General features: G+C 63.7%; 21 protein-coding genes. 9 read left to right on the top strand and 12 right to left on the bottom strand.

The features are described 5' to 3' along the window. Nucleotides 1-245 precede the first annotated feature (245 nt). A complete protein-coding gene (locus GYA94_RS19780; RefSeq protein ID WP_161892932.1) occupies nucleotides 246-2,672 on the bottom strand; it encodes a TonB-dependent receptor in 2,427 nt (808 codons plus the stop codon). Nucleotides 2,673-2,796: 124 nt separating this feature from the next. After that, nucleotides 2,797-3,921, bottom strand: a complete 1,125-nt coding sequence (locus GYA94_RS19775) for a sigma-70 family RNA polymerase sigma factor (RefSeq protein WP_110676819.1) — start codon at nucleotides 3,919-3,921, stop codon at nucleotides 2,797-2,799. A gap of 134 nt (nucleotides 3,922-4,055) precedes the next feature. Between GYA94_RS19775 and GYA94_RS19770 the strand changes: the two genes are divergently transcribed. Further along, entirely contained in the window at nucleotides 4,056-4,538 is a 483-nt protein-coding gene (locus GYA94_RS19770; RefSeq protein WP_009684200.1) for an LEA/WHy family protein, read from the top strand. Between the two features lie 11 nt (nucleotides 4,539-4,549). On the opposite strand, the gene GYA94_RS19765 is transcribed toward GYA94_RS19770, so the two are convergent. Continuing rightward, nucleotides 4,550-4,813 (bottom strand): hypothetical protein, encoded by a 264-nt coding sequence (locus tag GYA94_RS19765; protein WP_009684201.1) that lies wholly within the window; start codon nucleotides 4,811-4,813, stop codon nucleotides 4,550-4,552. Between the two features lie 122 nt (nucleotides 4,814-4,935). Between GYA94_RS19765 and GYA94_RS19760 the strand changes: the two genes are divergently transcribed. Further along, complete coding sequence (locus tag GYA94_RS19760) at nucleotides 4,936-5,256, top strand: ElaB/YgaM/YqjD family protein (RefSeq protein WP_047149846.1); 321 nt, start codon at nucleotides 4,936-4,938, stop codon at nucleotides 5,254-5,256. Between the two features lie 26 nt (nucleotides 5,257-5,282). Here the strand turns inward: GYA94_RS19760 and GYA94_RS19755 are convergent, their stop codons facing one another. Continuing rightward, entirely contained in the window at nucleotides 5,283-5,900 is a 618-nt protein-coding gene (locus tag GYA94_RS19755) for a MiaE family protein (protein ID WP_009684203.1), read from the bottom strand. A gap of 154 nt (nucleotides 5,901-6,054) precedes the next feature. Here GYA94_RS19755 and GYA94_RS19750 point away from each other — a divergent pair, with 154 nt between their 5' ends. Further along, nucleotides 6,055-6,918: a universal stress protein gene (locus GYA94_RS19750; protein ID WP_110676817.1), complete on the top strand. Its 864-nt coding sequence runs from the start codon at nucleotides 6,055-6,057 to the stop codon at nucleotides 6,916-6,918. A 54-nt stretch (nucleotides 6,919-6,972) separates the two neighbouring features. Here GYA94_RS19750 and GYA94_RS19745 read toward each other — a convergent pair whose 3' ends face one another. The 6 genes from GYA94_RS19745 to GYA94_RS19720 form a co-directional block, all read right to left on the bottom strand. After that, nucleotides 6,973-7,176 (bottom strand): formate dehydrogenase subunit delta, encoded by a 204-nt coding sequence (locus GYA94_RS19745; protein ID WP_110676815.1) that lies wholly within the window; start codon nucleotides 7,174-7,176, stop codon nucleotides 6,973-6,975. Then, on the bottom strand, nucleotides 7,173-10,043 hold the full coding sequence (gene fdhF, locus GYA94_RS19740) for a formate dehydrogenase subunit alpha (RefSeq protein ID WP_161892931.1): 2,871 nt from the start codon (nucleotides 10,041-10,043) through the stop codon (nucleotides 7,173-7,175). The genes GYA94_RS19745 and fdhF overlap by 4 nt, the downstream gene beginning before the upstream one ends. After that, on the bottom strand, nucleotides 10,040-11,599 hold the full coding sequence (locus GYA94_RS19735; RefSeq protein WP_110676810.1) for a formate dehydrogenase beta subunit: 1,560 nt from the start codon (nucleotides 11,597-11,599) through the stop codon (nucleotides 10,040-10,042). The genes fdhF and GYA94_RS19735 overlap by 4 nt, the downstream gene beginning before the upstream one ends. Next, the gene (locus tag GYA94_RS19730; RefSeq protein ID WP_029885286.1) at nucleotides 11,593-12,075 is read right to left on the bottom strand and encodes a formate dehydrogenase subunit gamma; all 483 of its coding nucleotides are present in this window, start codon (nucleotides 12,073-12,075) and stop codon (nucleotides 11,593-11,595) included. Before GYA94_RS19730 ends, GYA94_RS19735 begins: the two co-directional genes overlap by 7 nt. Before the next feature lie 228 nt (nucleotides 12,076-12,303). Next, nucleotides 12,304-12,771: a PaaI family thioesterase gene (locus GYA94_RS19725; RefSeq protein WP_161892930.1), complete on the bottom strand. Its 468-nt coding sequence runs from the start codon at nucleotides 12,769-12,771 to the stop codon at nucleotides 12,304-12,306. Between the two features lie 83 nt (nucleotides 12,772-12,854). Then, complete coding sequence (locus tag GYA94_RS19720; RefSeq protein WP_110676809.1) at nucleotides 12,855-14,237, bottom strand: amino acid permease; 1,383 nt, start codon at nucleotides 14,235-14,237, stop codon at nucleotides 12,855-12,857. 256 nt (nucleotides 14,238-14,493) lie between these two features. On the opposite strand from GYA94_RS19720, the gene gcvA reads away from it, so the two are divergent. Beyond that, on the top strand, nucleotides 14,494-15,390 hold the full coding sequence (gcvA, locus tag GYA94_RS19715) for a transcriptional regulator GcvA (RefSeq protein ID WP_029885289.1): 897 nt from the start codon (nucleotides 14,494-14,496) through the stop codon (nucleotides 15,388-15,390). 125 nt (nucleotides 15,391-15,515) lie between these two features. Then, nucleotides 15,516-16,766 carry a 2-aminoadipate transaminase gene (locus GYA94_RS19710; protein ID WP_110676807.1) on the top strand — a complete coding sequence of 417 codons (1,251 nt, stop codon included), beginning with the start codon at nucleotides 15,516-15,518 and terminating at the stop codon, nucleotides 16,764-16,766. A 3-nt stretch (nucleotides 16,767-16,769) separates the two neighbouring features. Here the strand turns inward: GYA94_RS19710 and GYA94_RS19705 are convergent, their stop codons facing one another. Next, on the bottom strand, nucleotides 16,770-17,072 hold the full coding sequence (locus GYA94_RS19705; protein ID WP_029885291.1) for a hypothetical protein: 303 nt from the start codon (nucleotides 17,070-17,072) through the stop codon (nucleotides 16,770-16,772). A gap of 243 nt (nucleotides 17,073-17,315) precedes the next feature. Here GYA94_RS19705 and GYA94_RS19700 point away from each other — a divergent pair, with 243 nt between their 5' ends. After that, nucleotides 17,316-17,741: a hypothetical protein gene (locus GYA94_RS19700; RefSeq protein WP_110676805.1), complete on the top strand. Its 426-nt coding sequence runs from the start codon at nucleotides 17,316-17,318 to the stop codon at nucleotides 17,739-17,741. Between the two features lie 73 nt (nucleotides 17,742-17,814). Beyond that, on the top strand, nucleotides 17,815-19,926 hold the full coding sequence (gene fusA / locus GYA94_RS19695; RefSeq protein WP_161892929.1) for an elongation factor G: 2,112 nt from the start codon (nucleotides 17,815-17,817) through the stop codon (nucleotides 19,924-19,926). 118 nt (nucleotides 19,927-20,044) lie between these two features. On the opposite strand, the gene GYA94_RS19690 is transcribed toward fusA, so the two are convergent. Beyond that, nucleotides 20,045-21,487, bottom strand: a complete 1,443-nt coding sequence (locus GYA94_RS19690; protein ID WP_054904921.1) for a SulP family inorganic anion transporter — start codon at nucleotides 21,485-21,487, stop codon at nucleotides 20,045-20,047. Between the two features lie 268 nt (nucleotides 21,488-21,755). On the opposite strand from GYA94_RS19690, the gene GYA94_RS19685 reads away from it, so the two are divergent. Together GYA94_RS19685 and aceA are read left to right on the top strand one after the other, a co-directional pair. Next, nucleotides 21,756-22,520, top strand: a complete 765-nt coding sequence (locus tag GYA94_RS19685; RefSeq protein ID WP_174824195.1) for a secretin N-terminal domain-containing protein — start codon at nucleotides 21,756-21,758, stop codon at nucleotides 22,518-22,520. A gap of 490 nt (nucleotides 22,521-23,010) precedes the next feature. Continuing rightward, the gene (gene aceA, locus GYA94_RS19680; protein ID WP_009684219.1) at nucleotides 23,011-24,336 is read left to right on the top strand and encodes an isocitrate lyase; all 1,326 of its coding nucleotides are present in this window, start codon (nucleotides 23,011-23,013) and stop codon (nucleotides 24,334-24,336) included. Nucleotides 24,337-24,598: the final 262 nt, after the last annotated feature.

Here is a 24,598-nt window from a genome sequence, read left to right as displayed (position 1 = left end):
CGCCGGTGTTCGCGGGCAAGCCCGCTCCCACCACCTCAAACCGCCCCCTGAAATTGAACGCTTGCCTACGGACTTTCCGCTGTCATGGTTGAAAGGCGCCCCCCCAATGCCTTTGACCTGAACCAGCTGAGCAACCCGCTTATCATTCAGCTTTGCCGTTTGCTGACCGATTGCTTGCTCAACCCGCTTGATCTGCGATTTGCAGTGCTTAATGTTGGCCTTCAGAAGTCGGCCACAACGGTGGCTCAGTAAGCCAAGCTCCAGGTCAGGGTATAGGTGCGCCCGCGCCCCTGGTAGTCATACAGGTACGCCGGCCCGTAGGTCGGCGAATAGAACAGCGTCGCGCGCTGCCCCCAGACCGTACTGTACTGCTTGTCCAGCAGGTTCTGGATACCCGCGCTGAAGGTGCCGAAACCGGTGTCCTGGCTGGCCAGCAGGTCGAAGGTGGTGTAGCCGTCGATCTCATGGTCGGCATCGTCTTTCAGGCTGAATGCATGGTTGGCCTGCAACCGCGCGCTGCGCCCGTCACCCTTCCAGCCAACGAAACCGGTGGCCTTCGACAACGACGCATAGCGGGCATCGCGTTTGATCCAGCCGCCGTCGACCGCCTCTTCCTCGGAGCGGGTCAGGTGCAGCGTGCCGCCCGCTTCCCAACCACTCTGGAAGTGGCGGGTCAATGCCCCTTCAAAGCCGAAGTCACGGCTCTTCTGCTCTTCGACATTGATGGTCAGCGTTTGCGAGTCGACGTTGATGATCTTGTCCGACCAGATGTAGTACAGCGCTGCCTGGGCGTCCCAGTCCAGGTCGGCATAGCGCCAGCCCAGCTCCACCTGACGGCTCTTGATCCCGGCCAGGGGGTTGTCTGCCACGCTCAGGCCCGGCTTGCCGTAGTACTTGGCCGGGTCTGGCAGGTCGAAGCCTTCGCCATAGTTGGCCCACGCCTGGTGGCCATTCTTGAAGTCGTAAATGGCGCCGACGTTGAACAGGTTGACCTGGTAATCGTTGCTGCCGCCGGGCACGCCCTTGAAGTCGCTGACATCCACGTCCATCTGCTGGCGACGGGCGCCGCCAGACAAGGTCAGGTTGTCGGTGGCGCGCCAGTCCAGCTGGCCATACAGCGAAACGCCATCCACCCGATAGCTCGGGTAACGTGCGGCCTTGCTCTCCTTCTCCAGGTCCAGGCCACCGGATTCGGACGAGGTCTGTGCGTTGAAGGTGGTCTGCTCGGCACTGAAGCGCTCGCGGTCCAGGTCCACGCCATAGGTCAGCTTGAGCGTGTCCCATTGCTTGGCGAACAACCCCTTGAGGCTGGAAACCTCGAAGTTCTGCTGCGAGGCAGCAAAATACACCCCCCGCGCGCCTGTAGGGGTGGCCCGGTTGTAGTACGGGAACGGGTAGAAGTTGTCGTCTTCCTTGCGGTACGACGCTTGCAGGTAGAAGTCCTGGCCGAGCACGTCGCTGTGGTGGTAGTTGGCGTTGAGCAGCAGGCGCCGGGTGCGCGGCTCCAGGCCGGCTGAATAACCGCTGCGCAGCTCGGCATCTTCCAGGTCGGAGGGCGCGTTGTAGTCCAGGTTGGGGAAGTAGATACCGGTGCTGCCGTGGTTGCCCGAGTCGTAATACTGGGCCAGCAGGTCAAGGCTTTGCTGCTCGTTCAACTGCATGCCCAAGCTGCCGAGCACATCGGCCGTGCGGTTGTACTGCAGGTCGGTCTGGGTGTTGTCGATGAATATCTGCTCGCCGGCCCCGTCGTAGAACGCTTCGTTCTGCTCGCCGGAGATACCCAGGCGGGCATTGACCCGCTCGTTGCCGCCGCTGATCGACTGGGCGAAGCGGGTGGCCAGGTCGTCGCTGTTGTTGAAGCCGCTGCTGGCACCCAACTGGGTCTCGAAACGGGCCGGCCCGGGTTCGCCCTTCTTGGTGACGATGTTGATGATACCGCCGGTGGCGCCCCCGCCGTAGATGGCGTTGGCACCAGACAGCACTTCGACGCGCTCGACATTGAACGGCGAAATGCTGTCGAACTGGCGTGACAGCCCCCGCGAGCTGTTCTGGCTGACCCCGTCGATCATCACCAGCACATTGCGCCCACGCATGTTCTGGCCGTAGTTGGTGCGCCCTTCCGGTGCCAGGTCCAGCCCCGGCACCAGCTTGCCGATGGCTTCCTTGAGGCTGACGCCACTGTCGATCTGTTCGCGCAGTTGCTGTTGGTCGACCACCCACACGGTCCCGGGGATTTCGCTGATTGCCGTACTGGTACGCGAAGCCACACTGACTTCGATCGGCTTGAGGTTGACCGCCTGCGGCGCAGCCTCGGCCTTGCGCAGGGTCACCGTGCGGGCATCGCTGAATTGCCAGCCCATGCCACTACCGGCCAGCAATTGTTGCAGCGCCTGCTCGACACTGTAGCTGCCGCGCAGGGCCGGGCCGGCCAAGCCGGCGACATCGCCGGTGGTGTACAGCAAGTGCAGGCCGGCCTGGTCGGCAAACGAGGTCAGGGCTTGATCCAGCGGCTGCGCAGGCAGGTCAAGCTGAACCTGCCGGGCCTGCAGCTGGGCGTTTTCGGCGGTGGTCGAAGCAGCCGCATGCAGCGGGCCGGTCAGCATGGCCAGGGCACTGCAAGACAACAGGGCATGGTGAAGTGAACCGCGGCGGCGGGGCAAAGGCTTGGGCATCAGAGACACGTAGGCGCTTCCTGGCAAGTCGTAAATGAGAATGAGTTGCTGATCAGTCCCACTACGACGATCTGGCTCGCAGGAACTTGCAGTGGCCACTGCAAATTTTTTCTGCGCTGGCCGCTCAATGCACCACGGCCAACCAAGGCAGGTAGGTCACCTTCAGCCCATACCGCTGCTCCAGGGTGCGCAACAGCGCCTGCGGCTCATCCAGGTCGAAGACCCCACTCACCTCCATCGCCGCCAGCTTGCTGTCGGACAGCACGATGCGCCCGTGCCGGTAACGCTCCAGCTCTTGCAGCACCTGCCCCAACGGCTTGCCATTGAAGATCAGCTTGCCGCGCTGCCAGGCCAACTGGGCACCGGCATCCGCCGCTACTGCCAACGGCTGCTCGCCGACCTTGGCCTCGCCACGTGCCAGTACCACGTGCCCATCACGGCGCACGCTGAAGGTGGCGGCACGGCCCTGCACCGCTGCACCGGCCGTGTCCACCACGAACGGCCGGGCATCATCGGCCATTTCGAACAGTGCCTCACCTGCAGCCAGCACCACGCGCCGCTCATGCTCGCTGAATACCACACGCAAGGCGCTGGCACTGTTCAGGGTGACCCGCGTGCCATCGGCCAACGTCACGACCTGCCGCTCACCCACGCCAGTGTGGTAATCGGCCAACAACACCGGCGCCTGCTGCCAGGCGACCAGGGCAGTGACCAGCAATACCCCGCAGGCCGCTACGCCCGCCTGCTGCAGCCACCGGCGGCAATGGCGCAGGGCCTGGCCAATGTACTTGGCCACCATGCTTTCCGACACGCCAAGGCGTTGCGCGACCTGCTTCTGGGTCAGGCCGTCGACGCGGTTCAGCAACAAGGCCTGGCGGGCCTTGCAGGGCAACTGCAACAGCGCCTGATCGAGCAATTGCAGGCGCTCACGCGCCAGCAACACCGCCTCGGGCGCTGGCGCTGGGCAGGCTAGCTCGCCTGCCCCGTCGCAATCATCGTGGCTGGCCGCGATGCGTTGCTCGCGGCGCAGGGCGTCGATGGCCAGGTTACCCGCCACGCGGAAGATGAAACTGCGCGCATGCAGCACCGGCAACGCCTGCTCGTCGATGTGCACCAGCTTGAGGTAGGTTTCCTGCGCGACGTCGGCGGCACGCTGGCGGTCGCTCATGCGCCGGGTCAGGAACTGCAGCAAGTCGTCGTAGTGCTCCTGGAAACTCGCCAGCAGGCCCGACACAGGTGAAGTCAGCATGGGTTTGGGAACGACCAGTAAGAGAAGTTATCGGCTGTTAATGAGAAACAGTATCTTTCATCTGACCCAACACTTTCAACGCCGGCGCGCATTTGCCACACTGACGGCTCGTTCACTTAGGCAAGGTCGTACCCATGGTTGCCCGACTGCACCGCTACACCCGCCTGCTCATTGCCCTGTGCCTGACCAGCAGCCTGGCGGCCTGCGCGCTCCTGCAGCCACGCGACCCGCTGAACATCAGCGTGATCGGCATAGAACCGCTGCCGGGGCAGGAACTGGAGCTGCGCATGGCCGTGAAAATGCGGGTGCAGAACCCCAACGAAGAGGCAATCGACTACAACGGCATCGCCCTCGACCTGGAGGTGAACGGCCAGCCACTGGCTGCCGGGGTCAGTGACCAGCAGGGGCACATTGGCCGCTACGACGAGGCGGTGATCGTGGTGCCGGTGAGCATCACGGCGTTCTCTTTCCTGCGCCAGGCCTACGGGCTGGGCCAGGTGGGTACCCTGCAGGGCCTGCCCTACAAGCTGCGCGGCAAGCTGGCCAGCGGGCCACTGGGCACCGTGCGCTTCACCGACGAGGGCAAGCTGGACCTGCCCAAAGGGACCACCTGGTAAACAGCGGGCGCTCAGCGGTTGGCGCTGGCTGCTGCCATCAGCTTGTTGACTTCGCTGCGGACCATGCTGGCGTATTCGGGCGGCGACATGCCCTCCAGCTCAGCGCGTACCCACTCGGCCCACTTGCCTTTGCGCCGTGGCTTCTCGGCGATCAGCCGGGCGGCTTCGCCCTTGGCCTTGCCCAGGTTGGTCTGCCACATTTCGAACAGCCGGGCCTTCTCTGCCTCGATCTGCGCCCGTTCCTCGAAGCTCATGTTGGCCAGATTGAAACTCATGCATCACCTGCTAGACCGTAAATGGCGGCTATCTTACACCAACGCGCCAACCTCACGCCGACGCAACTTTTCCGGCGCGCAAGTATCCATTGTTCAAACCACCCATCGACGAGGACACTTTCATGGCCCGGAAAAAAGCCACGCTGGCCGACAGCGATCAAATCAAGGACCAGGTCTTCAGTGAGTTGCAGGCGCTGATCGAAGAATCGGAGAAGCTGCTCAACGACAGCGCTGCCCTGGTTGGCGAAGAAGCCGACAGCCTGCGCGCGCAGGTCAGCCTGAAGCTGAAACAGGCACGCCAGGCCGCCGCAAACATGCGTGACAAAGCGCAGCCCATGGTCAACGCCACGCAGGACTACATCGGTGGCCACCCCTGGCAAACCGTGGCCATTTCCGCCGGCCTCGGCCTAGTGGTGGGCCTGCTGCTGGGCCGGCGCAACTGACCGGGCAGCCGCGCCGGCGGCACGCTTCAGGCGGCTTGCGCCAGCGGAATCCCGCTGTGGAAGCGCAGCTCCTGGTCGGGTGACTGGATAAGCTCCGCTTCCGCCGCGCGCACCAGTTCAATGCGGCGGGCAATGTCCGCCGCATCCCCATAGTGGTGTGCCAGTTTCAGGTAGCCCTGGTAATGGCGCGCCTCGCTTTTCAGCAGGCCATGGTAGAAACGGCCCAGCTCTTCATCCAGGTGCGGCACCAGCGCGGCAAAGCGCTCGCAGCTGCGCGCTTCGATGAACGCCCCGACCACCAGTGTATCCACCAGCTTGACCGGCTCATGGGCGCGCACCAGCCGGCGCAGCCCCGATGCGTAGCGCCCCGCCGACACCGGCCGCAGCGGTACGCCACGGCGTTTCATCAGGCGCAGCACCTGCTCGTGGTGCACCAGCTCCTCGCGCGCCAGGCGCGACATCATGTTGATCAGGTCAAGGTGGGTGTTGTACTTGGCGATCAGGCTCAGGGCAGTGCTGGCGGCCTTGAATTCGCAGTTCTTGTGGTCGATCAGCAAGGTTTCCTGGTCGGCCAGTGCTGCTTCGATCCAGGCGTCTGGCGTCGGGCAGCCCAGGAAGGCATCGATTTCGGGGGTCAGGGACATGAGCATGCAACCACACGGAACAGGCAGGGCTGGCGATTATACCGGCGGCGGCGGTCGGCGCCAGTGGCTATGCTTGATGTGTATCAAGCACCCGCGCGGGCAGCGGGGACTATAGTCAGGCATTGGTCGCCCCCTTTGACTGGAGTTAACGTCCATGCAAGCCATCCGCAGCATTCTCGTGGTGCTCGACCCCGAACACGCCCACAGCCGCGCACTGACCCGGGCCAAGCTGATTGCAGGCGTCACCGGCGCGCGCCTGCACCTGCTGATGTGCGACAAACGGCATGACCACAGCGCGCTGTTGAGCGTGCTGAGCCGCCAACTGCACGACGACGGTTATGACAATGTCTCCCACGAAGAGGCCTGGCGCGATAGCCTGCACGACACCATCATCTACGTGCAGCAGGCCGAAGGCTGTGAGCTGGTGATCAAGGAACACCGCCCCGACAACCCGCTGAAAAAGGCCCTGCTTACCCCCGATGACTGGAAACTGCTGCGCCAATGCCCGTGTGCCGTGCTGATGGTCAAGAGCGAGCGGCCGTGGACTGGCGGCAGGATTCTGGCCGCGGTGGACGTGGGCAACCAGGACGAGGATCACCGCCGCCTGCACGCCAGCATCATCGACCATGGCCATGACATCGCCGCGCTGGCCAAGGGCGAGCTGCATGTCATCAGCGCACACCCGTCGCCCATGCTGTCGGCGGCCGACCCGGTCTACCAGTTGAGCGAAACCATCGAGGCACGCTACCGTGAAGCGTGCGAGGCGTTCCAGGCCGAGTACGGCATCAGCGAGGACCGCCTGCACGTGGCTGAAGGACCGGCAGATGTGCTTATCCCCCATACCGAGCAGCGGTTGGATGCGGTGGTGACCGTGATCGGTACGGTGTGCCGCACAGGGATTACCGGGGCGTTGATTGGCAATACTGCAGAGGTGGTACTCGATGAGCTGAAGGGCGACGTGCTGGTGCTCAAGCTTGAAGAAACCAGCACCAAGCTGGCCGAACGGGTCCGGGGTTGACGCCCCCTGCAGGCGCGCCACAGCGGCGCGCCTGCACAAGGGCGCAGGTAGCCGTCAGCCCAATGCTTCACGCACCTTCGGGTCCAGCCCCTCCCCGTCGTTGGCTGCAATCCACTCCAGCAGCTGCCTGCGCATGGCCGGCGTCCAGAAGCTTTGCAGATGCTGGCGTACCCCTTGCACGGCCAGCGCTCGGTTAGGCTCGCTGTCGTAGTAATGGGCAATCTGGTTGGCCATCTTGACCAGGCTGGCGCTGCTCATTGGCGTACCTCGGCTTTCTCCGCTGTGCGGCGCTCCTGCAGCAGGCGCCGCTGTTCATCACTGAAGTCCTGATAGCGCTGCTGCCATTGCGAAGGCTGGAACACTTTGACCACCTCCACCGCCGTGACCTTGTACTCGGGGCAGTTGGTAGCCCAGTCGGAGTTGTCGGTGGTGATCACGTTGGCCCCCGACTCGGGGAAGTGGAACGTGGTGTACACCACCCCCGCGGCCACCCGCGCACTGACCTTGGCGCGCAGCACCGTCTGCCCGGCACGGCTGCCAATGCCGACCCAGTCGCCGTCCTGGATACCCCGGCTTTCGGCATCGGTGGGGTGGATTTCCAGGCGGTCGGCGTCGTGCCAGGCCACGTTGCCGGTGCGCCGCGTCTGCGCGCCGACGTTGTACTGGCTGAGGATGCGCCCGGTGGTCAGCAACAACGGGTAACGGCTGTTGACCTTTTCATCGGTCGGCACATAGCCGGTGAGCATGAAGCGGCCCTTGCCCCGCACGAACTGGTCGATGTGCATGGTTGGCGTGCCATCCGGCGCGGCCTCGTTGCAGGGCCATTGCAGGCTGCCATGGCGTTCGATTTCGGCATAGCTGACCCGGCGGAAGGTCGGGGTCAGGCGGGCGATTTCATCCATGATCTCGGACGGGTGGCGGTAGTGCATCGGGTAGCCCAGGGCGTCGGCCAGGGCGATGGTAGCTTCCCAGTCAGCCTTGCCGGCCAGCGGTTCCATGACCTTGCGCACCCGTGAAATTCGCCGCTCGGCGTTGGTGAAGGTGCCGTCTTTTTCCAGGAACGAACTGCCCGGCAGGAACACGTGGGCGAACTTGGCGGTTTCGTTGAGGAAGATGTCCTGTACCACCACGCACTCCATCGCGAGCAAGGCTGCGGTAACGTGCTGGGTGTTGGGGTCACTTTGGGCAATGTCTTCACCCTGGCAGTACAGCGCCTTGAAGCTGCCGTCCAGTGCTGCCTCGAACATGTTGGGAATACGCAGGCCCGGGTCGGGCTGCAAGGTCACGCCCCAGGCCTGCTCGAACTCTTCACGCACCGCCTGGTTGGAGATATGCCGGTAACCGGGCAATTCATGGGGGAACGACCCCATGTCGCACGAACCTTGCACGTTGTTCTGGCCGCGCAGTGGGTTGACCCCTACCCCTTCTCGGCCGATGTTGCCGGTGGCCATGGCCAGGTTGGCGATGGCCATCACCGCGGTGCTGCCCTGGCTGTGCTCGGTCACCCCAAGGCCGTAATAGATGGCCGCATTACCGCCGGTGGCGTACAGCCGGGCGGCGGCGCGGATCTGCTCTGGCGCTACGCCACACACCGGGCCAAGCACTTGCGGGGCGTTCTCGGCACGGCTGACGAAGTCGCGCCAGCGGGCGAAGTCTTCGGTTTCGCAGCGGGCATCGATGAAGCCTTGGGCCAGCAGGCCCTCGGTGACGATCACATGGGCCAAGGCGTTGAGCATGGCCACGTTGGTACCAGGGCGCAGTTGCAGGTGCAGCTCGGCACGGGCGTGCGGCGCGTCGACCAGGTCGATACGCCGTGGGTCGATCACGATCAGCCGCGCGCCCTGGCGCAGGCGGCGCTTTAGCTGCGAGCCGAACACCGGGTGGGCGTCGGTAGGGTTGGCGCCGATCACCAGTATCACGTCGGCCTGCATCACCGAGTCGAAGCTTTGCGTACCTGCCGACTCGCCGAGGGTCTGCTTCAGGCCATAACCGGTCGGTGAATGGCAGACCCGGGCACAGGTGTCGACGTTGTTGTTGCCGAACGCCGTACGCACCAGTTTCTGCACCAGGTACGCTTCTTCGTTGGTGCAGCGGCTGGAGGTAATGCCGCCAATGGAGTCACGCCCATACTTGAGCTGGATACGGCGCAATTCGCTGGCGGCGTAGTTCACCGCCTCGTCCCAGCTGACCTCTTGCCACGGGTCCTCCAGGCGCTTGCGGATCATCGGTTTGGTGATGCGGTCCGGGTGGGTCGCGTAGCCCCAGGCGAAACGCCCTTTGACGCAGGCGTGGCCATGGTTGGCGCCGCCGTTCTTGTCCGGGACCATGCGCACCAGCTGGTCCCCTTTCATTTCTGCGCGGAACGAGCAACCCACACCGCAGTAGGCACAGGTGGTGACCACCGAACGCTCGGGCTGGCCCAGTTGCACCAGGCTTTTTTCCGTCAGGGTCGCGGTTGGGCAGGCCTGCACACAGGCGCCGCACGACACGCACTCCGAAGCCAGGAAATTGTCCCCGCCGGCCGCCGCCACCCGCGACTCGAAACCACGCCCGGTGATGGTCAGGGCGAAGGTGCCCTGGATCTCCTCGCAGGCGCGCACGCAGCGGCTGCAGACTATGCACTTGCTCGGTTCATAGTCGAAATACGGGTTGGAAACGTCCTTTTTCTCAGCCAGATGGTTGGCGCCTTCATAGCCATAGCGCACCTCGCGCAGGCCAACCTGCCCGGCCACGGTCTGCAGCTCGCAGTTGCCGTTGGCCGAACAGGTCAGGCAGTCCAGCGGGTGGTCGGAGATGTACAGCTCCATCACATTGCGGCGCAAGCCGGCCAGGCGCGGGGTTTCGGTGCGCACCACCATGCCTTCGCTGACCGGCGTGGTGCACGATGCCGGGTAGCCGCGCATGCCTTCGATTTCCACCATGCACATGCGGCACGAGCCAAAGGCTTCAAGGCTGTCGGTGGCACATAGTTTGGGGATGCTGGTGCCGAGCATGGCCGCGGCGCGCATCACCGAGGTGCCGGCCGGCACGCTGATGGCTCGGCCATCGATGCTGAGGCTGACCTGCACATCGCTGTCGCGAGCCGGGGTGCCCAGGTCGGTTTGCGGGTCGAAGAAGTTGATCACTGTGCGGCCTCCGTGGTGGTCAGCCCGAAATCGGCGGGGAAGTACTTGAGGGCGCTGGCGACCGGGTAGGCGGTCATGCCACCCATGGCGCACAGCGAACCGTACTGCATGGTGTCGCACAGGTCGCGCAGCAACAGGGCGTGGTCATGGCGCTCGCCCGTTTCGCTGCTGGCGATCAAGCGGTCGACCACCTCCATGCCCCGTGTCGAGCCGATGCGGCACGGGGTGCACTTGCCGCACGACTCCTCGGCGCAGAACTGCAGGGCAAAACGCGCCATGCTGGCCATGTTCAGGGTGTCGTCGGCGACCACCACACCGCCATGGCCGAGCATCGCGCCCATGGCGGCGAAGGCTTCATAGTCCAGCGGCGTGTCGAAGTGGCTGGGTGGCACCCAGGCGCCAAGCGGGCCGCCGACCTGCGCAGCTTTCAGCGGCCGGCCACTGGCCGTGCCGCCCCCGTAGCCCTCTACCAGCTCGCGCAGGGTCAGGCCAAAAGCCCGCTCCACCAGGCCGCCATGGCGCACATTGCCAGCCAGCTGGAACGGCATGGTCCCCAGTGAGCGGCCCATGCCGAAGTCACGGTAGAACGCCGCGCCCTTGGCCAGGATGATCGGCACCGAGGCCAGGGTGAGCACGTTGTGCACCAATGTCGGCAAGCCGAACAGGCCTTGCAGCGCGGGCAGTGGCGGCTTGGCGCGGACGATGCCGCGCTTGCCCTCGATCGATTCGAGCAGTGCGGTTTCTTCCCCACAGATGTAGGCGCCGGCCCCCACCCGTACCTGCAGCTCGAAAGCCCGGCCGCTACCAGCCACGTTGGCCCCCAGGTAACCGGCCGCACGGGCGATGGCAAACGCCTGCTGGAGCACACGGATGGCGTCGGGGTATTCCGAGCGCACATAGATGTAGCCCATGTCGGCGCCCACGGCGAGGCCGGCAATGATCATGCCCTCGATCAGCAGGAACGGGTCGCCCTCCATCAGCATGCGGTCGGCAAAGGTGCCGGAGTCGCCCTCGTCGGCATTGCACACCACGTACTTCTGGCCTGGGCCGGCGTCCCGTACGGTGCGCCACTTGATACCCGCCGGGAAGGCCGCACCACCGCGGCCGCGCAAGCCGGAGTCCAGCACGGCAGCGACCACTTCGGCGCCGTCCAGCGCTACCGCGGCTTCAAGGCCGGCGAAACCGCCGTGCGCCCGGTAGTCGTCCAGCGACAACGGGCGGGTAATGCCGGCGCGGGCAAACAGCAGCCGTTGCTGGGTCTTGAGGTAGGGGATGGCCTCGACCGGCCCAAGCGCCAGCGGGTGCTCGGCGGGCTCACCGGCCAGGGCATCGAGCAGCGCCGGCACGTCTTGTGCGGTAACCGGGCCAAAGCCGAGGCGGCCTTGCGCACTGTCGCACTCGACCAGCGGCTCCAGCCAGTACAGCCCACGCGAGCTGGTGCGCTGGATTTCCAGCGGCAACTGGCGCCGCTCGGCTTCGCGCTGGAAGGCCTCGGCGACCTGGTCGGCGCCCACGGCGCGGGCGACCGAATCACAGGCAATGAACAGCTTCAGCATGCTGCATCCTCCTGGCAGGCATTGACCAAGGCGCGCAAGCGCTCGGGGGTGAGCCGTGCATGCACCTGGCCGTCGAGTTCCAGCGCGGGTGAGCAGGCGCAGGCGCCCAGGCAATACACCGGGCGCAGGCTGATGGCGCCGTCGGCACTGGTGCCATGGTCGTCGAGTGCCAGCTGTTCACGCAGCTGCGCCGCGAGTGCCTCGGCGCCACGGCTCTGGCACGACTCGGCGCGGCACAGGCGCAAGGTATGGCGTGCCGGCGGCGCAGTGCGGAAATCATGATAGAAACTGATTACCCCACGCACCTCGGCCAGGCTGAGGTTGAGGGCATGGGCCAGTTCGGGAACGGCGGCATCGGGGATGTAGCCCAGGTCATGCTGGATAGCATGCAGCATCGGCAACAGGGCGCCGGGGGTGTCTTTGTCGCGCGCCAGAATGCGCTGGATAACGGGCAGGTGGAGCAATTCATCAGGCATACAGCGGACCTCGGCATCACGGACCCTGCCTGTTTTGTTGTAATGGCAGGTATCCAGCGTGTTCTGCTGCGGCACGCCGGCAACGTCACGGTTGCGCGATGGCGGCGGCCTCCTCGCCGACGGCCGCGCATCTGCGTGCGCTGGTCCGACTGCATCCTGCAAGCATGGCACTTATGCCGCCGAAGGGTTGCGTAAGAGCGACCAGGCGCATCCTGAAACCGACGCTGGTCAGCCCTGGCCGTGGGCCTTGAGCTTGAGTTTTTCGGTATCGACGCGGACGAATACCGAGTCCGCCGTCACGGTCAGCACGTCGCCAGCCCAGACTTCACAGATCACCCGGCTCTTGCGCCCTACTTCACCTTCTACCCGGGCCTTGAGCAGCAATTCGATGCCCATCGGGGTGGGCTTCAGGTAGGTCAGGTTGAGCGTACCGGTCACGCAGTCGATGCGCGGCAAGCTGCCCGGCGCGCGGCCTTCGTGCCGGTAGTGGTAGGCCATGGCTGTCCAGTTGGAATGGCAATCCACCAGCATCGCCAGCAGGCCGCCGTACACCAGGCCCGGCCAACCGCTGAAGGTGCTGTCCGGGGCATGCCTGCAGACGAGGTGGATACCATCGGCATGCCAATGGCTTTGCAGGTGCAACCCGCTGGGGTGGGAACAACCGCAGCCGTAGCAGGTACCGTCTGGTGCCGCCATGGCCTGGAAAGGGGCTGGTCGTTCATACGCTTCCTGTGCTGATGAAAAAGGGGGCGCGCAACGCCCCCATTAAAGCAGAAACATCAGGCGGCCTGCGCAACCACGCGGCCACGCCGCTGGGTCAGCGACACCAGCAGGATGAACAGGGTCACCCCGGCGGTCATCAGTGTTTCATAGCGGTAGGCATCGCTGAACAGCATGTAGCCCAGCACCATGACAATGGTGCCGATCACCAGCCAGGTGAGATAAGGGAACAGCCACATTTTCAGTTCCAGCGGGCGCCCTTCGCGTTCGGCGCGGGCCCGCATGCGCAGTTGCGACACGGCGATCACCAGGTACACCAGCAACGCGATGGCACCGGTGGTAGACAACAGGAAGCCAAACACCTTGCCAGGGAAGACATAGTTGACCAGGCAACCGGCGAAGCCTGCCAAGGTGGAGAACAGCACGGCCACGGTCGGCACCCCGGAGCCGGCAATTCGCTTGGTCATGCTCAGCGCCTGGCCACGCGCGCCCAGCGAATAGAGCATGCGCGAGGCTGTGTACAGGCCCGAGTTCATGCAACTGGTCACTGCCACCAGCACCACCAGGTCGACCAGCAGCTTGGCCCCTGGCACGTTCAGCACTTCCAGCACCCGCTGGAACGAACCGACCGCCTTCAATGCCGGGTCGTTCCAGGCCACCAGCGACACCACCAGGAAGATCGAGGCCAGGTAGAAGATCGCGATGCGGTAGACCACCAGGTTGGTGGCACGGCGGATCTTGTCTTTCGGGTTGGCGGTTTCGTCAGCGGCGATGGTGACGATTTCGGCACCGAAGAACGAGAAAATGGTAATCAGCACGCCACCCAGTACGGTGCCGAAGCCGTTGGGCATGAAGCCGCCGTGGTCCCACAGGCGGCTGACCCCGGACACCTCGGCCAGCGGCCAGAAACCGAACACGGCCAACCCGCTGACCACGATGAACGCAATGATCGCCACCACCTTGACCAAGGCGAACCAGTACTCGAACGCACCGAAGTTCTTCACGCTGACCAGGTTGGTGCCCGACAGCACCAGCATGATCAGGAAGGCGAACAGCCACGAGGGCACGCCCGGGAAGTAGGCATGCAGGATGTCGGCGCCGGCGATGGCTTCGACCGGAATGATCAGTACCCAGAACCACCAGTACAGCCAGCCGATGGTGAACCCGGCCCACGGGCCGATGGCCTCGCTGGCATAGGTCGAGAACGAGCCGCTGTTGGGGTTGGCGATGGCCATTTCACCCAGCATGCGCATGACCAGCAGCACCAGCAGGCCGGTCATGGCGTAGGAGATGAGGATCGCCGGGCCGGCGGTGGCAATGGCATTGGACGAGCCGATGAACAGGCCGGCGCCGATGATGCCGGCGATGGAAATCATGGACACCTGGCGCGAGGTCAGGCCGTGCTGCAAGGAGCGCTGTTTCTTGTTGTCGTGAGAAGCCATGAAGAACCCTCGAATGGGTCGGCCGCGGCATGGCGGCTGAAGGTCGGAGCAGAATTCTTTTAAATTTCTGATGCGCGTTGTTGTTGTTTTGCAAAGACCAAAAGCGGGTTAACGACCTCCTCTTTACATGACCGGTTGTCATTGTTGATCCAGGTCAGTATTAATCTATAGGCCGGGGTCAACAAACGACCTTTTCGAAACACATGATTCCGTTTTGGAATGAACTCCTTACTTTTTTGCTCGGTATTCGCCCGTCATGTCCAAACGCCTGATGCCCTCGACCACCGCCCTTCAGTGTTTCGAAGCGGCCGCCCGCCACCTCAGCTTCACCCGTGCGGCGCAAGAGCTGCACCTGACCCAAAGCGCCGTCAGCAAGCAGGTGGCGCAGCTTGAAGACATGCTCTCGCACTCGCTGTTCCAGCGTATTCGCCGGCGCCTGCACCTGACCCCGGCCGGCGCCCTGTACCTCACCGAAGTGAACAAGATCCTCACCCAGATCGATATTTCCAGCCGCTACATCCTCAGCTATGGCGACGAAACCGAAGTGCTGCGCATCGCTACCCAGCCCACCTTCGGCGCGCGCTGGCTGGTGCCCAGGCTCAAGGGCTTCGGCGACCGCTACCCGCGTATTCACCTGGACATACGCAACGAGCTGGAGCCGTTCGACCTGGTCCAGGCCAAGGCCGACATCGCCTTTTTCTTCGGCCAGGGCACCTGGCCCGGGGCAACCTGCATCGAATTGTTCAGTGAAGAGGTCGTGCCGGTGTGCAGCCCGCAGCTAGTGGCCAGCCACCCTTTCGACAGTGCCCAGGCGCTGACCGAGCACCGCCTGTTGCAGTGCGTGTCGCGGCCCGAAGCCTGGCATGAGTGGTTCCTGGGGCTGGGCTTGCACAGCCAGAACAGCTACCACGGGCCGCGTTTCGACACCTTCTACCTGTGCATCCGCGCGGCCATCGCCGGTTGTGGCATCGCCCTGATCCCGCGCTACCTGGTGGCCGAGGAATTGAGCGAAGGCAAGCTGGTGGTGGCCTGGGACCACCCGGTGCCGAGCAATGGCCGGCACTTCATCGCGCATGCCGAACATGCCGCCGAAGTGCCCAAGATAAGGGCTTTTGTGCAGTGGATACGGGAGCGGGTAGCTGAGGGGGATTGATTTGAATGGCGAAGTATCGGCCAGATCACGAATCCATGGAATGACCGCAATCGAATAATTCGTTTGCGGAATAACCTGCGAACACGTTTGGATAATAAGAAACTCGAACAAGGTCCGCGTGCACCATGAACCAGGAAAGTATCAGCCAATCGATTGCCATCGTTCACCCAATCACACTTTCCCATGGCCGCAATGCCGAAGTCTGGGACACTGACGGCAAACGTTACATCGACTTTGTCGGCGGTATCGGCGTGCTCAACCTGGGCCACTGCAACCCGGCCGTGGTCGAGGCCATCCAGGCCCAGGCCACCCGCCTCACTCACTATGCCTTCAACGCCGCCCCCCATGGCCCGTACCTGGCGCTGATGGAGCAACTGAGCCAGTTCGTACCGGTCAGCTACCCGCTGGCCGGCATGCTCACCAACAGCGGCGCGGAAGCCGCGGAAAACGCCCTGAAAGTGGCCCGTGGCGCTACCGGTAAACGGGCCATCATCGCCTTCGACGGGGGCTTCCACGGCCGCACGCTGGCTACCCTGAACCTCAACGGCAAGGTCGCCCCGTACAAGCAACGGGTCGGCGAGCTGCCCGGGCCGGTCTACCACCTGCCCTACCCGAGCGCCGACACCGGGGTCACCTGCGAACAGGCACTCAAGGCCATGGACCGCCTGTTCAGCGTCGAGTTGGCCGTGGAAGACGTGGCGGCGTTCATTTTTGAGCCAGTGCAGGGAGAAGGTGGTTTCCTGGCCCTCGACCCGGCCTTCGCCCAGGCCCTGCGCCGCTTCTGCGACCAGCACGGCATCCTGATCATCATCGACGAGATCCAGTCAGGCTTTGGCCGCACCGGCCAGCGCTTCGCCTTCCCGCGCCTGGGGCTCGAGCCCGACCTGCTGTTGCTGGCCAAGAGCATTGCCGGCGGCATGCCCTTGGGTGCAGTGGTCGGGCGCAAGCACCTGATGGGGTCATTACCCAAGGGCGGCCTCGGCGGCACCTACTCGGGCAACCCCATTGCCTGTGCGGCAGCACTGGCCAGCCTGGCGCAGATGACCGACGAGAACGTGGCTACCTGGGGTGAGCGCCAGGAGCAGGCCATCGTCAGCCGCCACCAGCGTTGGACGGCCTCGGGCCTGTACCCGTTCATCGGGCGCCTGACCGGGGTGGGCGCCATGCGCGGGATTGAATTCGTCAATGCAGACGGCAGCCCGGCCCCGGCGCAACTGGCCATGGTGCTGGACGCGGCGCGCGCCAAAGGCCTGCTGCTGATGCCCAGCGGCAAGGCGCGGCACATCATCCGCCTGCTGGCACCGCTGACCATCGAGGCCGAGGTGCTCGAAGAAGGGCTGGATATCCTCGAGCAGTGCCTGGCGGAGTTGAACTGAGCGTTACAGCCCCAGCTCTGCCGGGGTGAGCATGTCGGACTCGAATGCGATCCAGCCGCCTTCGAGTTCGGCATGGCCATTGACGATCGGGCCGTAGTAGGTCAGGCCGTTCTCCAGGGTGACGCAAATGTGCGTGGCATTCTTTTCAGGCGCCGCGAGCGTACCGACGAAATGCACCTTTTTCAGGGTTTCGGTCACCGCCTCCAGGCCAACGCGCATACCGGGGTTTTCCGATGCCTCGGTATCGCCCCCACGGTCCTCGGCGCTGATGGTGACGGTGGCGATGTACGGGTACTGGGTGCTCAAGCGGGGTTACCTCAATGGGTGGGTAGGCGTATGGGCGCGTAGAGTACGGCAGGCGTTGCCTGTTGTCTCTACTGGCCTCATCGCTGGCAAGCCAGCGCCCACAGGCATACAACCCTTGAATACGCTGCAGCCCTTGTGGGAGCGGGTTCACCCGCGAAGCGGCCAGCCCTGCAACAGGTGATCTGGCCGCCCCGATCTGTTAGGGTGCCCGCCGATGCACGCCACACCACACGAGGATCCCGAGTGAGCGCCGAAGAACCCCTGATCGCCGACCTGTTCGATGTCGACAAACGTCTGTCCCTCAAGCCGGTGGTGGACTTCAACAGCTACCTGCGCAACGCTTTCGGCGAGGGCCCGTGCCGCTGCCACCGCTGCGCCGAAGGTGCCGACCCCAGCACCTATAGCCACGCGCACACCTTCACCTTCGACGGCCGCCCGTGGCACCGCCGTTTCGCCAGCACCGCCGGCAGCGATGTGGCCCAGGTGCTGAAGAAAGCCTGGCTGTCCTATACCAAGGCCGACCTGAACCTGATCGGCGCGCTGGACCTGGCCACGCTCAAGACCTTCACCGAAGCCGGCCTGCACCCACGCTTGCTGGCCCTGCTACCGGCGTGTGGCCTGGCTCGCGAAGTGGATGGCCAGTGGCTGTTGCAGGCCCAGGCCGACTGACAGCCCGGCGGCACGGCAGGATTCCACGGGTCTGCTAACGTGGTGGAATCCGCCCAGCCGCAGGTAGTCCGCCATGGCCCGCACAACGCCCATCGAGCTGTACCGCAACATCGGCATCGTCGCCCACGTCGACGCCGGCAAGACCACGACTACCGAGCGGATCCTGTTCTACACCGGGGTCAACCACAAGATGGGCGAGGTGCACGATGGCGCCGCGACCATGGACTGGATGGCCCAGGAGCAAGAGCGCGGCATCACCATCACCTCGGCGGCGACCACGGCCTTCTGGCAAGGCTCGACCAAGCAGTTCGCCGACAAGTATCGGTTCAACATCATCGACACCCCCGGCCACGTCGACTTCACCATCGAAGTGGAACGTTCGCTGCGCGTACTCGATGGTGCCGTGGTGGTCTTCAGCGGCGCCGACGGCGTCGAGCCCCAGTCCGAAACGGTCTGGCGCCAGGCCAACAAGTACCACGTGCCGCGCCTGGCCTACATCAACAAGATGGATCGCCAGGGCGCGGACTTCCTGCGGGTGGTCAAACAGATCGACCAGCGCCTGGGCCACCACCCGGTGCCGATCCAGCTGGCCATTGGCAGTGAAGAGCATTTCATCGGCCAGATCGACCTGGTGAAGATGAAAGCTATCTACTGGAACGATGCCGATAACGGCACCAGCTATCGCGAAGAAGAGATACCTGCCGAGCTCAAGGTGCTGGCCGATGAATGGCGCGCGAAGATGGTAGAGGCCGCGGCTGAGGCCGATGACGAACTGACCGAGAAGTTTCTCGAGGGCGAAGAGCTGAGCATCGAAGAAATCAAGGCCGGCCTGCGCAAACGCACCCTGAACAACGAAATCGTACCCACCATCCTCGGCTCCTCGTTCAAGAACAAGGGCGTGCCGCTGATGCTCGATGCGGTGATCGATTACCTGCCTGCCCCGTCGGAAATCCCGGCAATCAAGGGCACCGACCCCGACGACGAAAACAAGCACCTGGAACGCCATGCCGACGACAAGGAGCCGTTCTCGGCCCTGGCCTTCAAGATCGCCACCGACCCGTTCGTCGGCACCCTGACCTTCGCCCGGGTGTACTCCGGGGTGCTCAGCTCCGGCAATGCCGTGCTCAACTCGGTCAAGGGCAAGAAAGAGCGCATCGGCCGCATGGTGCAGATGCACGCCAACCAGCGCGCGGAGATCAAGGACGTATGCGCCGGTGACATCGCTGCCCTCATCGGCATGAAGGACGTGACCACCGGCGACACCCTGTGCGACATGGACAAGCCGATCATCCTGGAGCGCATGGACTTCCCCGACCCGGTGATTTCCGTGGCCGTGGAACCGAAAACCAAGGCCGACCAGGAAAAAATGGGCATCGCCCTGGGCAAACTGGCCCAGGAAGACCCGTCATTCCGCGTGCGTACCGACGAAGAAACCGGCCAGACCATCATCTCCGGCATGGGCGAGTTGCACCTGGACATCATCGTCGACCGCATGCGCCGTGAATTCAACGTCGAGGCCAATATCGGCAAGCCGCAGGTGGCCTACCGCGAGAAAATCCGCAACACCTGCGAGATCGAGGGCCGCTTCGTCCGCCAGTCCGGCGGCCGCGGCCAGTACGGGCATTGCTGGATCCGCTTCGCCCCCGGTGACGAAGGCAAGGAAGGCCTGGAGTTCGTCAACGAGATCGTCGGCGGCGTGGTGCCACGCGAATACATCCCGGCGATCCAGAAAGGTATCGAAGAACAGATGAAGAACGGCGTGCTGGCCGGTTACCCGCTGATCAACCTGAAGGCAGCGGTGTATGACGGCTCGTACCACGATGTGGACTCCAACGAGATGGCCTACAAGATCGCAGCGTCGATGGCCACCAAGCAACTGTCGCAAAAAGGCGGCGCGGTACTGCTGGAGCCGGTGATGAAGGTGGAGGTGGTCACCCCCGAGGAATACCAGGGCGACATCCTGGGCGACCTGAGCCGGCGCCGGGGCATGATCCAGGACGGCGACGAAACCCCGGCAGGCAAGGTGATCCGCGCCGAGGTGCCGTTGGGCGAAATGTTCGGCTACGCCACCTCGATGCGCTCGATGACCCAGGGCCGGGCCAGCTTCTCGATGGAGTTCACCCGTTATGCCGAGGCCCCAGCCAGCATTGCCGATGGCATCGTCAAGAAGAACCGCGGGGAGTGATTCATTTGCCTGTACCGGCCTCTTCGCGGGCACGCCCGCTCCCACTGGGGCAGCGCCTGCGCCATTCCTGTGGGAGCGGGCGAGCCCGCGAAGAGGCCAGCACAGACAATAACCTTTCTCAGTGCTGCTCCCCTGCCCGCTTCAACAGCTTCTTGCACCGCTCCGACAGATGCACCACGCGCAGGTGCTTGCCCGCCTTGGCATAACGCTCGCGCAAGGTCTGCAGTGCGGCAACCGCCGAGTAATCGACAAAGCTCAGGTGCTGGCAGTCCAGCGTGACCTGGGCCGGGTCGCTGGCGGCATCGAACTGGTCGAGAAATGAAGTGGTCGAGGCGAAGAACAGCGTGCCATGCACTTGATAGCGTTTGCTGCCATCGGCGTCTTCATGGCTGTCGGCGTACAACTCCCGGGCATGCTGCCAGGCAAAGTTCAGCGCCGCGATCACGATGCCGAACAGCACTGCCATGGCCAGGTCGGTAAACACCGTGACCACGGTCACCGCGATGATCGCCAGCACATCGTTGACCGGCACCTTGTGCAACACCCGCAAGGACGCCCAGGCAAAGGTCTGCTGGGCCACCACGAACATCACGCCAACCAGCGCCGCCAGGGGAATACGCTCGATCAAAGGCGACAGGAACAACACGAACAGCAGAATCATCACCCCGGCTACCACACCCGACAGCCGGCCACGGCCATTGGAGCTCAGGTTGATCACCGTTTGCCCGATCATCGCGCAACCCCCCATGCCACCGCAGAGGCCCGACACCATGTTCGCGGCGCCCAATGCCACGCACTCGCGGTCCGGGTAGCCGCGGCTTTCGGTGATTTCGTCGGTCAGGTTCAGCGTGAGTAGGGTTTCCAGCAGGCCGACCATGGCCATCAGCACCGCGTAGGGGGCGATGATCTTGAGGGTTTCCAGGTTCCACGGCACATCCGGCAGCGCCAGCCCCGGCAAGCCGCCAGCGATGTGCGCCATGTCACCCAAGGTGCGGGTGGGCAAGCCGAGCAGGTACACCAGCAAGCCAACGCCAAGAATCGCCACCAGTGCCGGCGGTACGGCGCGGGTGAGCTTCGGCAACAGGTAGACCACCGCCATGGTCAGCGCCACCAGGCCGATCATCAGGTACAAAGGCGTGCCACTGAGCCAGTGCTCACCGTTTTTGAAATGCTCCAGCTGGGCCATGGCAATGACAATGGCCAGGCCGTTGACGAAGCCCAGCATGACCGGGTACGGCACCAGGCGCACGAGTTTGCCCAGGCGCAGCAGGCCGAACAGAATCATCACCACCCCGCCCAGCAGCACCGTTGCCAGCAGGTATTGCGCGCCGTGCTGCACCACCAGCGCCACGATCACCACCGCCATCGAGCCGGCAGCCCCGGAAATCATGCCCGGCCGACCGCCGAACAGTGCGGTCAAGGTGCAAATGATGAACGCACCGTACAGGCCCATCAGCGGGTTGAGGTGGGCCACCAAGGCAAAGGCGATGCACTCGGGCACCAAGGCAAACGAGGTGGTCAGGCCGGCGAGCAGGTCGGCGCGTAGTCGGGTGTGTTTCATGGGCATCCTGTAATTAGCCGGACAACAGCCTGGGGCACCTGTACGGCCTTTAGAGCGGGCAAAAATCGAAGGCGGGATGTTACGGAATTTGTCTGACAGCAGCCACCGCGCAATGTTGCCGAAGGGCTCTCAGGCTCCCTGGCACGGCCTGTGGAGGGCGATTATCTGCAATTATCTGGCTGACTATAATTTATAGTTTCCTGGATAAAGCCAGGATAAAAGGCAGTTTTTGATGTGCATCCAGCACAGGCAGGACGCCTTTGCCATCATGGCAACCCCACCTGCGGAGATCATGGACATGCCGCTACGCCCCCTATGCGCCGCCCTGCTGCTGGCCGCCAGCCTCACCGCCCAGGCCGCCACCGAGGTATTGCCGCTGCAGCACCGCAGCAGCGCCGAACTGCTGCCTGCCGCACAGGCATTCATCGCCAAAGACGGCACGGTCAGCGCCTTCGAGAACAAGCTGATCGTCAACGCCAGCCCCGAGCGCATCGACGACCTGCGTGCCTTGCTGCAGCAGCTGGATACCGCGCCCAAGCGCCTGCTGATCAGCGTTGACAACAACGACAGCAACTTCCAGGACAACCGGGGCAACGGCCAGGTCATTCGCTACGGCACCAGCAACCGCGACGGTGGCATGCAGCAAGTTCAGGCTAGCGAAGGCCAGCCAGCACTCATCCAGGTTGGCCAGAGCATCCCGGTTACCAGCACCAGCACCGACGGCTACGGGCGCCTCCAGAGCAACACCGAATACCGCAACGTGACCCAAGGTTTCTATGTCACCCCGACTCTGAGCGGAGAAACGGTTCGTCTGCAAATAAGCACAAATAATGACCGCATCAGCCAGGAACGTGCAGATGTAGTAAAAGTGCAAAGTACCGACACAACCATCACTGGCAAGCTCGGCCAGTGGATCACCCTGGCGGGCTACAACCAGCAGAGCCAAGCGGACCGCAGTACGTCAAGCCGCAGTTACAGCACCCAGCGCGGTGAAAACATGACTTTGCGTGTAAAAGTCGACCTTCTCGACTGATCTCAGGCAATTCAAGGCCTCGACCAAAGGCCTTGAAACTGACTGACAAGTCGTATTAGACCAAAGATGTAGTAAGCGCAAAAAACCACTACAAAACATTTGACAGGGTGTTTTTCCCAAGGGCATGATGGCCTCGCTCCCGCTAATCAGGGGCCCTGGCAAGGGCCTTCGAGGCGCGCTCCTCCCACCCCCGGAGGCGCCTTGTGTCTATACGGCCCACAAGGCGGTTCGACGGGATTGCGACTGCAACGAAGAAGTTGTCCCGAGGGACGGAAGCGCATCACCGCAGTACTGGCAATCGCGTAGCACCGCAGTTAGGCATCCACGAGCCGACCTGCCGGGGCGCCCTTCGCCTGGCCTGCACTCTCCTTCCCCTTCGAGCCTTCGCGTTCGCCGCCGCACACCTGCGAACAGGACAGCCGCCAGGCACCTGATCTGCTCCGAGCATCAGCACAATTAACTCAAGATCGATGCGACGAGGTTTATTTCCATGGCACTGACACGCGAACAGCAAATTGCAGCCCTCGAGAAAGACTGGGCCGAGAACCCGCGCTGGAAAGGCGTGACCCGTACCTACACCGCCGCTGATGTCGTTCGCCTGCGTGGCTCCGTGCAACCCGAGCACACCTTTGCCCGCCAGGGTGCAGAGAAACTGTGGAAGCTGGTCACCGAAGGTGCCCACCCGTCCTTCCGCCCTGAGAAAGACTTCGTCAACTGCATGGGCGCCCTGACTGGCGGCCAGGCAGTCCAGCAGGTAAAAGCCGGCATCCAGGCCATCTACCTGTCCGGCTGGCAGGTTGCCGCCGACAACAACTCGGCCGAGTCCATGTACCCGGACCAGTCGCTGTACCCGGTCGACTCGGTACCGACCGTGGTCAAGCGCATCAACAATGCGTTCCGCCGCGCTGACCAGATCCAGTGGAAAGCGGGCAAGAACCCGGGCGACGAAGGCTACATCGACTACTTCGCCCCGATCGTGGCTGACGCCGAAGCCGGTTTCGGCGGCGTACTGAACGCCTACGAGCTGATGAAGAACATGATCGAAGCAGGCGCCGCCGGCGTGCACTTCGAAGACCAGCTGGCCTCGGTGAAAAAATGCGGCCACATGGGGGGCAAGGTACTGGTACCGACCCAGGAAGCCGTACAGAAGCTGGTGGCCGCGCGCCTGGCTGCTGACGTGTCGGGCGTACCGACCATTATCCTGGCCCGTACCGACGCCAACGCCGCCGACTTGCTGACCAGCGACTGCGACCCGTACGACCAGCCGTTCGTGATTGGCGAGCGCACCCGTGAAGGCTTCTACAAAGTGCGCGCCGGCCTCGACCAGGCCATCGCCCGCGGCCTGGCTTACGCGCCGTATGCCGACCTGATCTGGTGCGAGACTGCCAAACCGGACCTGGACGAAGCCCGCCGCTTCGCCGAGGCGATCAAGAAGGAGTACCCGGACCAGATCCTGTCGTACAACTGCTCGCCTTCCTTCAACTGGAAGAAGAACCTGGACGACGCCACCATCGCCAAGTTCCAGCGCGAACTGTCGGCCATGGGCTACAAACACCAGTTCATCACCCTGGCCGGCATCCACAACATGTGGCACGGCATGTTCAACCTGGCGCACGACTACGCCCGCAACGACATGACCGCCTATGTGAAGCTGCAGGAGCAGGAATTCGCTGACGCTAGCAAGGGCTACACCTTCGTGGCGCACCAGCAGGAAGTGGGCACTGGCTACTTCGACGACATGACCACTGTTATTCAGGGTGGGGCTTCGTCGGTGACTGCCCTGACGGGTTCGACTGAGGAAGAGCAATTCCACTGATAGTGGCTTGCGGTTGAACGAAAGCCCGGCGCTTGTAAAAGCGCCGGGCCTTTGTTTTTGCCGGTACCGGCCCTTTCGCGGATGAACCCTGTAGGAGTGGCCTTGTGTCGCGAAAGGGGTGCGTAGCGCCCCCGGGATCTGTGCGCCACCGCAAAATTGCCGGGGCCGCTCTGCGGCCCTTTCGCGACACAAGGCCGCTCCTACAGACGAATCGTGCCTATCAGGGGTGCCTCTGCGCTGCATGCCAGTTCAGCTTGCCGGC

This window comes from Pseudomonas juntendi, assembly GCF_009932375.1.
In the GTDB taxonomy this organism is placed as follows: Bacteria; Pseudomonadota; Gammaproteobacteria; order Pseudomonadales; family Pseudomonadaceae; genus Aquipseudomonas; species Aquipseudomonas juntendi.
The sequence above is the reverse complement of the archived record's forward strand: the minus strand, read 5'-3'. Positions and strand labels throughout refer to the sequence as shown.

Coding starts and splice junctions, on each gene's coding strand:
- GYA94_RS19720 (WP_110676809.1), bottom strand. CDS start 14,237: ATGGCTTCTCACGACAACAAGAAACAGCGCTCCTTGCAGCACGGCCTG.
- GYA94_RS19710 (WP_110676807.1), top strand. CDS start 15,516: ATGAACCAGGAAAGTATCAGCCAATCGATTGCCATCGTTCACCCAATC.
- GYA94_RS19780 (WP_161892932.1), bottom strand. CDS start 2,672: ATGCCCAAGCCTTTGCCCCGCCGCCGCGGTTCACTTCACCATGCCCTG.
- GYA94_RS19750 (WP_110676817.1), top strand. CDS start 6,055: ATGCAAGCCATCCGCAGCATTCTCGTGGTGCTCGACCCCGAACACGCC.
- GYA94_RS19755 (WP_009684203.1), bottom strand. CDS start 5,900: ATGTCCCTGACCCCCGAAATCGATGCCTTCCTGGGCTGCCCGACGCCA.
- GYA94_RS19730 (WP_029885286.1), bottom strand. CDS start 12,075: ATGCCTGATGAATTGCTCCACCTGCCCGTTATCCAGCGCATTCTGGCG.
- GYA94_RS19770 (WP_009684200.1), top strand. CDS start 4,056: ATGGTTGCCCGACTGCACCGCTACACCCGCCTGCTCATTGCCCTGTGC.
- fusA (WP_161892929.1), top strand. CDS start 17,815: ATGGCCCGCACAACGCCCATCGAGCTGTACCGCAACATCGGCATCGTC.
- GYA94_RS19685 (WP_174824195.1), top strand. CDS start 21,756: ATGGCAACCCCACCTGCGGAGATCATGGACATGCCGCTACGCCCCCTA.
- GYA94_RS19775 (WP_110676819.1), bottom strand. CDS start 3,921: ATGCTGACTTCACCTGTGTCGGGCCTGCTGGCGAGTTTCCAGGAGCAC.
- GYA94_RS19765 (WP_009684201.1), bottom strand. CDS start 4,813: ATGAGTTTCAATCTGGCCAACATGAGCTTCGAGGAACGGGCGCAGATC.
- gcvA (WP_029885289.1), top strand. CDS start 14,494: ATGTCCAAACGCCTGATGCCCTCGACCACCGCCCTTCAGTGTTTCGAA.
- GYA94_RS19745 (WP_110676815.1), bottom strand. CDS start 7,176: ATGAGCAGCGCCAGCCTGGTCAAGATGGCCAACCAGATTGCCCATTAC.
- GYA94_RS19725 (WP_161892930.1), bottom strand. CDS start 12,771: ATGGCGGCACCAGACGGTACCTGCTACGGCTGCGGTTGTTCCCACCCC.
- GYA94_RS19760 (WP_047149846.1), top strand. CDS start 4,936: ATGGCCCGGAAAAAAGCCACGCTGGCCGACAGCGATCAAATCAAGGAC.
- GYA94_RS19735 (WP_110676810.1), bottom strand. CDS start 11,599: ATGCTGAAGCTGTTCATTGCCTGTGATTCGGTCGCCCGCGCCGTGGGC.
- aceA (WP_009684219.1), top strand. CDS start 23,011: ATGGCACTGACACGCGAACAGCAAATTGCAGCCCTCGAGAAAGACTGG.
- GYA94_RS19690 (WP_054904921.1), bottom strand. CDS start 21,487: ATGAAACACACCCGACTACGCGCCGACCTGCTCGCCGGCCTGACCACC.